Origin of the sequence: Yoonia sp. (genome assembly GCF_017854565.1) — a bacterium.
Lineage (GTDB): Bacteria > Pseudomonadota > Alphaproteobacteria > Rhodobacterales > Rhodobacteraceae > Yoonia.
On the sequence record NZ_JAFMHJ010000002.1, the window covers coordinates 194,785 to 204,779 of the forward strand.

12 protein-coding genes are annotated in these 9,995 nt (G+C 59.0%); 11 read left to right on the top strand and 1 reads right to left on the bottom strand.

Translation table 11 applies throughout. The features are described 5' to 3' along the window. Positions 1-29: 29 nt before the first annotated feature. The 11 genes from QZ196_RS02180 (at position 30) to QZ196_RS02230 (ending at position 9,490) form a co-directional block, all read left to right on the top strand. Positions 30-593, top strand: a complete 564-nt coding sequence (locus tag QZ196_RS02180) for a NifU family protein (protein WP_296423394.1) — start codon at positions 30-32, stop codon at positions 591-593. Then, complete coding sequence (tsaB, locus tag QZ196_RS02185) at positions 583-1,176, top strand: tRNA (adenosine(37)-N6)-threonylcarbamoyltransferase complex dimerization subunit type 1 TsaB (RefSeq protein WP_296423396.1); 594 nt, start codon at positions 583-585, stop codon at positions 1,174-1,176. The genes QZ196_RS02180 and tsaB overlap by 11 nt, the downstream gene beginning before the upstream one ends. Then, positions 1,173-1,592 carry a GNAT family N-acetyltransferase gene (locus tag QZ196_RS02190; RefSeq protein ID WP_296423398.1) on the top strand — a complete coding sequence of 140 codons (420 nt, stop codon included), beginning with the start codon at positions 1,173-1,175 and terminating at the stop codon, positions 1,590-1,592. The genes tsaB and QZ196_RS02190 overlap by 4 nt, the downstream gene beginning before the upstream one ends. Positions 1,593-1,779: 187 nt before the next feature. Continuing rightward, entirely contained in the window at positions 1,780-2,775 is a 996-nt protein-coding gene (locus QZ196_RS02195; RefSeq protein ID WP_296423400.1) for a BMP family ABC transporter substrate-binding protein, read from the top strand. Positions 2,776-2,854: 79 nt separating this feature from the next. Further along, positions 2,855-4,459 (top strand): ABC transporter ATP-binding protein, encoded by a 1,605-nt coding sequence (locus QZ196_RS02200; RefSeq protein WP_296423402.1) that lies wholly within the window; start codon positions 2,855-2,857, stop codon positions 4,457-4,459. Position 4,460: 1 nt separating this feature from the next. Continuing rightward, positions 4,461-5,540, top strand: coding sequence for an ABC transporter permease (locus tag QZ196_RS02205; RefSeq protein WP_296423404.1), 1,080 nt, complete (start codon positions 4,461-4,463; stop codon positions 5,538-5,540). 6 nt (positions 5,541-5,546) lie between these two features. Continuing rightward, on the top strand, positions 5,547-5,966 hold the full coding sequence (locus QZ196_RS02210) for a hypothetical protein (protein ID WP_296423406.1): 420 nt from the start codon (positions 5,547-5,549) through the stop codon (positions 5,964-5,966). Then, a complete protein-coding gene (locus QZ196_RS02215; protein ID WP_296423407.1) occupies positions 5,966-6,931 on the top strand; it encodes an ABC transporter permease in 966 nt (321 codons plus the stop codon). Before QZ196_RS02210 ends, QZ196_RS02215 begins: the two co-directional genes overlap by 1 nt. Then, on the top strand, positions 6,915-7,748 hold the full coding sequence (locus QZ196_RS02220; RefSeq protein ID WP_296423410.1) for a purine-nucleoside phosphorylase: 834 nt from the start codon (positions 6,915-6,917) through the stop codon (positions 7,746-7,748). Before QZ196_RS02215 ends, QZ196_RS02220 begins: the two co-directional genes overlap by 17 nt. An 84-nt stretch (positions 7,749-7,832) precedes the next feature. Beyond that, positions 7,833-8,744 carry a sulfite exporter TauE/SafE family protein gene (locus tag QZ196_RS02225; RefSeq protein ID WP_296423412.1) on the top strand — a complete coding sequence of 304 codons (912 nt, stop codon included), beginning with the start codon at positions 7,833-7,835 and terminating at the stop codon, positions 8,742-8,744. Further along, entirely contained in the window at positions 8,741-9,490 is a 750-nt protein-coding gene (locus QZ196_RS02230; protein ID WP_296423414.1) for a TIGR02186 family protein, read from the top strand. Before QZ196_RS02225 ends, QZ196_RS02230 begins: the two co-directional genes overlap by 4 nt. On the opposite strand, the gene QZ196_RS02235 is transcribed toward QZ196_RS02230, so the two are convergent. Continuing rightward, on the bottom strand, positions 9,487-9,995 hold a 509-nt coding region (locus QZ196_RS02235), incomplete at its 5' end, for an SDR family oxidoreductase (RefSeq protein ID WP_296423416.1). The genes QZ196_RS02230 and QZ196_RS02235 overlap by 4 nt on opposite strands.

Here is a 9,995-nt window from a genome sequence, read left to right on the forward strand (position 1 = left end):
TCTGAAGCCTGACAAAAAAGGTTGGTCCTATGTTTATCCAGACTGAATCCACGCCAAATCCCGCGACGCTGAAATTCTTGCCCGGCCAGAATGTGCTTGAGGTTGGCACCGCTGACTTTCCGACCATCGACGCCGCTGAAAATTCGCCGCTGGCCAAACGTATTTTTGCATCCGGCGATGTGACGGGTGTGTTCTTTGGCATCGACTTCGTGACCGTGACCAAGGCGGACGGCGTTGAATGGGACCACATCAAACCCAGCATTCTGGGTGCGATCATGGAACATTATCAATCCGGCCAGCCCGTGATGGCCGACGATCACAAGCCAACCGGCGGCCATGCCGAACACACCGGCGACGATGCTGAGATTGTGGGCCAGATCAAAGAACTGCTTGATACCCGCGTCCGCCCGGCCGTCGCCCAAGACGGCGGCGACATCACGTTCCACGGGTTCGATCGCGGCATTGTCTATCTGCATATGCAAGGTGCCTGCGCCGGTTGCCCATCCTCGACGTTGACCCTGAAGATGGGGATCGAAAACCTGCTGCGCCACTATATCCCCGAAGTGGTCGAGGTGCGCCCGGTTGCCGCCTAAGCCCACGCTGATTGCCTTTGACACAGCGGCGGCGCATTGCGCCGCCGCTTTGCTGTTGGGCGACCGGATTGTGACCCGTGTTGACGCAATGGCCAAAGGACAGGCCGAACACCTCATGCCCATGCTGGCAGAAATGCTCGCGGATCAGGGCCTTGGGTGGCGCGATCTGGATGCGATTGGTGTCGGTGTCGGGCCCGGCAACTTTACCGGCATCCGCATTGCGGTGGCCGCGGCACGGGGTCTCGCATTGGGTCTTGGCAAGCCCGCAATCGGCGTAAACGGGTTCGAAACACGTGCCCACGGTGCACCGCGCCCCCTCACCGCGATCATTCCTGCGCCGCGCGACCAATTCTATGTGCAGGAATTTGGCCAAGCCGGGCAGGTGTGGGACCCGCGCCTCATGACCGCAACGGAATTGCCTGCAGCCCGCCCCGCTGAGAAATCCGCTGATGCGCTGATCACGGCTATCGCCGAAATTGCCGCGCGTCGCATCGGCCAAACCGCACCGCGCCCCACGCCGCTATATATTCGCAGCGCTGACGCGGCGCCGCCCCGCGATCCGGCGCCCGTCATTTTACCATGACGCCCGATGTCCTTGCCGCTGTCCATGCCAAGGCATTCAGCACAACCCGCGCATGGACGGCTGTTGAAATGGCCGCGCTTCTGGCCCAACCCGGTACGCTGGCAATGGGTGATGACCGCGCATTCATCATGATGCGCGTCACATTGGATGAAGCAGAAGTCTTGACACTGGCCACCGATCCCGCCCACCGCCGCCACGGCTTGGCGCGTGCAGCCCTGACAATGGGCGAGCGTGCGGCAAAGCACGCCGGTGCCACGCAAGTGTTTCTGGAAGTCGCAGAAGACAACACAGCGGCGCGCGCGCTTTATGCCCATGCGGGATATGTGCAGGTCGGGCGCCGCCCCGGATACTACCTGCCCAAAGACGGCGGACCCGTCGCCGCACTGGTTTTACGCAAACAACTCAACCTTGCCTAACCCAGCGTCACCTGCATGATAACCACCCCATTGCGCGCAAGTTCCTGCAAAATACCATAAAAACCTGTTGATCTTCCGGTCGGGGCAATGCCTTATCTGTTGATGACCGACGCAGATCGGCTCGGCTTTCACCGGAGGTGGGCGTATCATCGCCCGCAAACCTCGCGTAACGACCTGGGAGACTAAAATGACCCTTATGCAAAAATTTCTCGGCGCCACTGCTGCCCTGGCCCTGACGGCTGGCGCTGCTGCCGCTGATCCCGCCATTCTTTTTGACCTTGGCGGCAAGTTCGACAAATCCTTCAACGAAAGCGCCTACAACGGTGCGCAACGTTGGGCGGACGAAACCGGTGGGTCCTACGCCGAGGTCGAGATTCAATCAGACGCACAGCGCGAACAGGCGATCCGCCGCTTCGCCGAATCCGGCGCGAACCCGATCGTCATGGCGGGCTTTTCCTGGGCCACCCCACTGGCAGAAGTCGCGTCAGACTATCCTGACACCAAGTTCACGATCATCGACATGGTCGTCGATGCGCCAAACGTCCGTTCGGTTGTCTTCAACGAACACGAAGGCTCGTACCTTGTTGGTATGATGGCGGCACTGTCATCCGAGACCGGCACAGTGTCGTTCATCGGCGGCATGGACATCCCGCTGATCCGCAAATTCGCCTGTGGCTATGCCCAGGGCGCCAAAGCGGCAAATCCCGACGTCACCGTCATTGCCAACATGACCGGCACAACACCCGCCGCATGGAATGACCCTGTCAAAGGGTCCGAACTGACACTGGCACAGATCAGCCAAGGGTCCGACGTTGTATTCGCGGCCGCAGGCGGCACTGGCGTGGGCGTACTGCAAACCGCAGCCGACGAGGGTATCCTGTCCATCGGCGTTGACGCCAATCAAAACTATCTGCACCCCGGTCAGGTTCTGACATCCATGCTAAAGCGCGTCGACCTTGCTGTTTATGACGCTTTCACCGCCGGTGAAGCACTGGAAACCGGGTTCAACGTGATGGGCGTCGCTAACCGCGGCGTTGGTTTCGCCATGGACGCCAACAACGAAAACCTTGTCGATTACGGCGTGCTTGCTGCGGCCTATGCAGCGGCCGACAAAATCGCAGCAGGAGATCTGGAAGTCCACGACTACACATCCGACGAAAGCTGCCCTGCGTTGGACTTCTAAGGCAGACTGGACAGGCCACGTAAAATCAGGGCCGCGCAGATTTATCCGCGCGGCCCTTTGCATATCAGACAGGTGCCCCATGACCGATCTAGCCCCCGCCATCGAGCTGAAAGGCATCTCCAAGGCGTTTGGCCCGGTGCAGGCGAACAAGGATATTTCGATCCGCGTCATGCCCGGCACGATCCATGGGATCATCGGGGAAAACGGCGCGGGAAAATCGACGCTGATGTCGATTTTGTATGGTTTTTACAAGGCAGACGCGGGCGAAATCTGGATTTCCGGTCGCAAAACGACAATTCCGGACAGTCAGGCGGCCATCGCTGCGGGCATCGGAATGGTGTTCCAGCACTTCAAACTGGTCGAGAATTTCACCGTGCTTGAAAACGTCGTGCTTGGGGCCGAAGACAGCGCCCTGTTGCGCCCATCTCTTGCGCGGGCACGGCGCGAACTCAAAAGCCTCGCTGATGAATACGAGCTGAACGTCGACCCCGATGCGGTTATTCAGGACGTGGGCGTGGGGATGCAACAGCGTGTCGAAATCCTCAAGGCGCTGTATCGCAAAGCCGACATTCTGATTCTGGACGAACCCACCGGCGTGCTGACCCCCGCCGAGGCCGATCATTTGTTCCGCATCCTTGAAAACCTCAAGCGTGAAGGCAAGACGATCATCCTGATAACCCACAAACTGCGCGAAATCATGGAAATCACCGATACCGTCAGCGTGATGCGCCGGGGCGAAATGACCGCGACGGTCAAAACGTCTGAAACCAGCCCGCCGGAACTGGCCGAACTGATGGTGGGCCGCAAGGTATTGTTGCGGGTCGACAAAGCGCCTGCGCAAATCGGGCGCAAAATTTTGGAGGTCCGCGACCTGAACGTCACCGACACCAAGGGCGTGCATCGCCTTAAGGGCGTCAGCTTCGATGTCCATGCCGGCGAAATTCTGGGCATCGCGGGTGTTGCCGGAAACGGCCAGTCAGAACTGCTCGAGGTGCTGGGCGGCTATCAAAAGGCGACAGGCTCTGTGCGGGTCAATGGTGAAGAGATCGACCTGACAGGTGCCAAGTCTGATGGTCAAAGCCGTCGCGCGCGCGGCATTTCCCATGTGCCCGAGGACCGGCAACGCGAAGGTCTGATCATGGATTTCCATGCATGGGAAAACACCGTCTTTGGCTATCACCACGATGCGCGGTATCAAAAATCCTGGTTACTCATGGATAATGCCGCGATCAAACACGATACCGAAGGTAAAATGGCCCGTTTCGATGTGCGTCCGCCTGATCCGAAATTGGCCGCCAAGAACTTTTCCGGCGGCAATCAGCAGAAAATGGTGCTTGCCCGCGAAATCGAACGCAACCCAGACTTGTTGCTGATCGGGCAACCCACACGCGGCGTGGATATCGGCGCGATCGAATTTATCCACCAGCAAATTGTTGCACTTAGGGATCAGGGCAAGGCAATCTTGTTGGTTTCCGTAGAGTTAGAGGAAATTCTGTCGCTGTCCGACCGTATCGCTGTTATGTTTGACGGAAAAATAATGGGCGAGCGGATGCCACAGGACACTGATGAAAAAGAGCTTGGCCTGCTGATGGCGGGTATGACAACGTCGCCCCGCGGCCCGTTGCACAAAGCTGTCGAGGCGAACCTTGCCCACGCCAGCGGCGACCCGAGCAAGGAAACCTGACATGCCAAAGTGGGCTGACGTCATCCTGATCCCCCTGATTTCGATCCTGCTGGCGGCGATCCTGTCTGCCATGGTCATCTTGGCAATTGGCGAAAACCCATGGGCCGCGCTGAAACTGATGGTCGATGGCGCGCTGGGATCGACCTATGGCTGGGGCTACACCCTTTATTACGCCACCAACTTTATCTTCACCGGCCTTGCGGTTTCTGTCGCATTTCACGCCCGTATGTTCAACATCGGCGGCGAAGGTCAGGCGGTGCTGGGCGGTTTGGGTGTCGCGCTGGCCTGTCTTTATGTGCCGTGGCCGCATTGGTCGGTCGCACTGCTTGGCGCGACGCTGGCGGCTGCACTGTTTGGGGCCGCTTGGGCCGCGATCCCTGCATTTTTGCAGGCCAAACGCGGCAGCCACATCGTGATCACAACGATCATGTTCAACTTCATCGCCGCCGCCTTGCTGAATTATCTGCTGATCGGCGCGCTCAAGGTGCCCGGCTCGATGGAGCCAGCCACTGCCAAATTCCCGCAGGCGGCGCATCTGCCATCGTTCCAGGATATGTTCAACTGGGGCGACACGACCATGTTCCGTGGCGCACCTGCCAATGTGACTTTCTTTGTCGCGATTGCGGCCTGCGTCGCGGTTTGGGCGCTGATCTGGCGTACCCGGCTGGGCTATGAAATCCGATCATTCGGCCATTCGGAATCGGCCGCAAAATACGCGGGCATCAGCCCGACCAAAATCATCATGGTTTCCATGCTTATCTCAGGCGGTCTTGCCGGCATGATGGCCATCAACAATGTCCAGGGCGAGGCCGAACGGCTGGTCCTGAACGCAGTCGAGGGCGCTGGTTTTATTGGCATCGCCGTCGCACTCATGGGTCGCAGTCATCCTTTCGGGGTATTTCTGGCGGCCCTTCTTTTCGGCTTTCTATATCAAGGCGGCGCAGAACTCGCCCTATGGACGTCGATCCCCCGTGAGTTGATCATCGTAATACAGGCATTGGTGATCCTCTTTACGGGTGCACTAGATAATATGGTGCGCATGCCGCTCGAGCGGCTATTCTTGGCAATGAGGAGAGCATAAAAAATGATGGCAGGACCTTTCAAAATTGGTGTCGACGATGACACCGGCGCCGACCTGGGCTTCGTGCTCAGCTGTTTGGCACTTGGCATGATCACGATGGAGGAACTGCATATGTGGATCCATCACGTGATCGAACAAACCCCCGGCGGCGACGTACCACCGCATTTGGTCGCCCTGCTGGCGGTCAAAAACCGGGCCAACGTATTCCGCCCGAACGAGGCCGTGATGCGCCGTCTGCCCCACGATCCGTTCATCACGGATGACAGGTTCGACGCGATGATGGCGATGAGCCGCCTTGTGCGTCCCGAACACGCCGGCATGGGCGACATGACCGAAGCAGAGGCCGAGACAGCCCTGCGCCAGCATCCAGAAGTCGTGGAGCGTTTTTGCGCGCTGTTTCCGTTCATCAAGGAAAAAGTGGCCTAATGGACTTTGCGACCCTTCTGCAAATGCTGGACGCAACCGTGCGTCTGGCGACCCCGCTTTTGCTGGCTTGTCTGGCCGGTCTCTATTCAGAGCGGGCCGGTATCTTTGATATCGGGCTAGAGGGGAAAATGCTGGCCGCCGCGTTCTTGTCGGCGGCGATTGCATCGGTCACGGGAAATGTCTGGCTGGGTCTTATGGCTGGCATCGGCGCGTCGCTGCTGCTGTCGATCATTCACGGCCTTGCGTCGATCACGTTCCGTGGCAATCAGCTGATTTCGGGGGTGGCGATCAACTTTTTAGCCGCAGGTCTTACCGTGGTCATCGCCCAAAGCTGGTTCGCCCAAGGTGGGCGGACACCGCAGCTGTCCGGCGATGGGCGGTTTTCGTCAGTAACACTGCCCTTTGCAGAAACCCTGCGCGACGTGCCTATATTAGGGCCGATCTACTACGAACTGATATCCGGTCACACGCCATTGGTTTATTTTGCGTTTTTCATGGTCCCGGTGACATGGTGGGTGCTGTACCGCACGCGCTTTGGCTTGCGACTGCGTGCTGTGGGCGAAAACCCCGCAGCCGTGGATACGGCAGGTGTTTCGGTCGTTTTCCTCCGCTATGCTGCCGTTGGAATTTGCGGTGTGCTATGCGGTATCGCGGGCGCATATCTGGCCACCGCACTGCAGGCCGGGTTCACCAAAGACATGAGCGCCGGTCGTGGCTACATCGCCCTCGCCGCGCTCATCTTTGCCAAATGGCGCCCTTGGCATGCGCTTTACGCCTGCCTGCTGTTTGGCTTCCTGCAAGCGATGGTGCTGCGGTCTGACGTCGTTGAACGGGTCCTCGGCTTTAGCCTGAATGGCCAGTTTCTGGATGTGCTGCCCTTTATCCTTGTGGTTTTGCTGACCGGTTTCGTCGGAAAAGCGACCGCCCCAAAAGCAGGAGGCGAACCCTATGTCAAAGAACGCTAGCGCCCTCGCAGCGCAGATCAAAGCGATCGCAGGCGACGCACCTGTGCGCATTGGCATGATATTGGGCTCTGGCCTTGGCCATATCGCGGATGCTGTGGATGGCGTGGCAATTCCCTATGCCGATCTGCCGGGGTTTCCCCATGCAGGCGTGTCCGGGCATAACCCGAACCTTGTCATTGGCGATCTGGAAGGCGTGCGCGTCGCGGTCTTTGGTGGCCGGGCGCATTACTATGAAAATGGGCGCGCCGACGCAATGCGCCTGCCACTAGAGGTGCTGCGCGCGCTGGGTGCCGATACCATGATCGCGACCAACGCCGCCGGGTCCATGCGGGCCGATATGCCGACCGGGTCGATCATGTGCCTGTCGGACCATATCAATTTCTCGGGCCTGAACCCGCTGATCGGCGAACCCACGGACGCCCGGTTCGTCCCCATGAAAGACGCCTATGACCCCGACCTGCGCCGCGCGCTGCGCGCAGCGGCGGACGAGACAGCGGTTGTAATGGCCGATGGCATCTATGCGTGGTATTCTGGCCCGTCGTTCGAAACACCCGCTGAAATTCGCGCAATCGCGATGCTGGGCGCGGACGCGGTGGGCATGTCCACTGTCCCCGAAGTCATCCTCGCGCGGTTTCTCGGTCTCAAGGCCGCGGCCATATCAACGATCACCAATATGGCTGCCGGTCTCAGCGACGAAGCCATCAGCCACGAACACACCAAAGCGACGGCCCCCATCGGCGCGGCCAAGCTTGAAAAGGTGCTGCGCCAGTTTTTGGGCGGCCTCAGGTCGCGCAAAGTGATCAATATGGTGCATTGACGGCATTATTTCCGGCACAGCATTTGACTAACGGTGACAAAAAGGTTTCTGTTGCCCCAGCGGCACAAACGCCCGGACACGTTCATGCAAATTTACCTTCCCATCGCCGAGGTTTCGGTGAACGCCTTTCTGCTTTTGGGCATTGGTGGCATTGTGGGCATCTTGTCGGGCCTGTTCGGTGTCGGTGGCGGGTTCCTGATCACGCCCCTGTTGTTCTTCATCGGCATTCCACCCGCCGTCGCCGTCGCCACCAGCACAAACCAAATCGTTGCGTCTTCCGTTTCCGCGTTGTTTGCGCATCTCAAACGCAAGACCGTTGATATGGTGATGGGCACTGTCCTGCTGATCGGGGGCCTGATCGGCTCGGCGCTTGGCATTGTGGTATTCAACTATCTGCGGTCGCTGGGCCAGGTCGATCTGCTGGTGCAGCTTTGCTATGTCATCTTTCTGGGGGTGATCGGCGCGTTGATGTTCGTCGAAAGCCTGAACGCGATCCGGAAATCCCGCAGACCGGGCGGCGCCCGTCCGCAGCGGCGCAAGCATCACTGGGTTCACAACCTGCCATTCAAGATGAAGTTCCGGGTGTCCGGGCTATACATATCGGTCATTCCACCAGTGATGGTCGGCGTTGCGGTTGGTGTTCTGGCGGCGATCATGGGCGTCGGCGGTGGCTTTATCATGGTCCCCGCGATGATCTATCTGCTGGGAATGCCGACCAAGGTCGTGATCGGCACATCGCTGTTTCAGATCAGTTTTGTGACGGCGTTCACCACGATGCTGCATGCGGTGACGAACCAAACCGTAGATATCGTGCTGGCAGTCATGCTGCTGGTCGGCGGGGTCATCGGTGCGCAATTCGGGACGCGGATGGGGGTCAAGATGAAGGCAGAACAGCTGCGTATTCTGTTGGCCTTGCTGGTGCTGCTGGTCTGCGGCAAACTGGCCATTGATCTGCTGGTCAGACCAACAGAGCTTTACTCCATTGGTGCCTCATGATCCGCTTGCTCGTCTTATTTCTGGTGCTGGCTTTGCCCGCGCAGGCCGAAAAGATCGTGCTTGGCCTAAGCCAAGATCAGGTATCCATCACGGCAACATTCAACGGCTCTGAAATTCTGATTTTTGGCGCAGTCAAACGCGAAACACCCATCCCCGAGGCTGAAACGCTGGGCGTGATCATATCCGTGGCTGGCCCCGATACCCCCGTCACCGTGCGCCGCAAGGACCGGCGTCTAGGTATCTGGATCAACACCGACGCCGTAGAGGTGGACGCCGCCCCATCGTTCTATGCCGTTGCCACATCTGGCCCGATGAAGGACGTATTGCGCGATGTCGAAGACCTGCGTCACCGCGTCACGATCCCACGGGTGATCCGCTCTGTCGGTGCCGCGATCGACGACAGCCCCTTGTTCAGTCAGGCTTTGGTGCGGATCAGGGCTGGCGAAGGTCTGTATCAGGTTCTCGAAGGTGCCGTGGACCTTGAGCAGGAGACGCTGTTCAGAACCTCGATAAGCCTACCCTCAAACCTGACCGAAGGCGATTATGCCGCGCGCATTTTCTTGACCCGCGATGGTCAAGTCATCGACGAATATGTAACGATCATCCCTGTGCAAAAAGTCGGCCTGGAACAGTGGCTTTACAGCCTCGCCCATGAAAACGCCCTGCTTTATGGTCTGATGTCGCTGGCAATCGCGATTGCGGCTGGCTGGGGCGCCTCAGCCGCATTTGGTCTGCTGCGGCGTTAACCGCGCCCGATATGCGGCATCTTGGTCGCCATCACCATCATGAATTGGACGTTCGCCTCGGGCGGCAATGATGCCATGTGATACACGGATTTGGCCACATCCGTGACGGCCATCGTCGGCAGCGGGTCAAGCCCCTGCGCCGCGCGCGTCTTTTCCAGGCCCTGCACCAGATCGGTCCGCGCATTGCCGATATCAATCTGCCCGCAGGCAATATCAAAGGCCCGCCCATCCAGCGTGATCGTCTTGGTCAGCCCGGTCACGGCGTGTTTTGTCGTGGTATAGCACACCGACCCTTCGCGTGGCGTATGCGCCGAGATTGATCCGTTGTTGATAATCCGCCCGCCGCGCGGCGACTGATGGCGCATTTGCCGAAACGCCGCGCGGGCACACAGAAACATCCCCGTCAGGTTCACATCGACGACCTGCTTCCAGTCTGCAACGGCGATTTTATCAATCGTCGTTTGCGGCCCGAACATGCCGGCATTGTTGAACAGCACATCCAGAT